Raw genomic sequence first — 247 nt, forward strand, 5'->3', positions numbered from 1 at the left:
ATTGCCTGCTTAAGCAGAATTTCTGTCATCATGGACAGCACGGAACGGGTGAAGCCACGCCAGTTCTGTTCACTGCCGGTCAGCATCGCCGCCATATTCTGTGCAATACCATCAAAGGTCTGCGTGGCTGCACTTTTTACCTGCGACATACTGTCCGTGGCGCTCTCTTCCCACTCACTCCAGCCGGACTTCAGGCCTGCCATCCAGCTCCCGCGAAGCTGGTCTTCAGCCGCCCAGGTCTTTTTCT

General features: G+C 55.9%; 1 protein-coding gene. It reads right to left on the reverse strand.

Going from position 1 to position 247, the window contains the following annotated elements:
* On the reverse strand, positions 1-247 hold a 247-nt coding region (locus HEN33_RS25950; RefSeq protein WP_183083578.1), incomplete at both ends, for a phage tail tape measure protein.

The organism is Escherichia sp. 94.0001, from assembly GCF_013369155.2.
In the GTDB taxonomy this organism is placed as follows: Bacteria; Pseudomonadota; Gammaproteobacteria; order Enterobacterales; family Enterobacteriaceae; genus Escherichia; species Escherichia coli_F.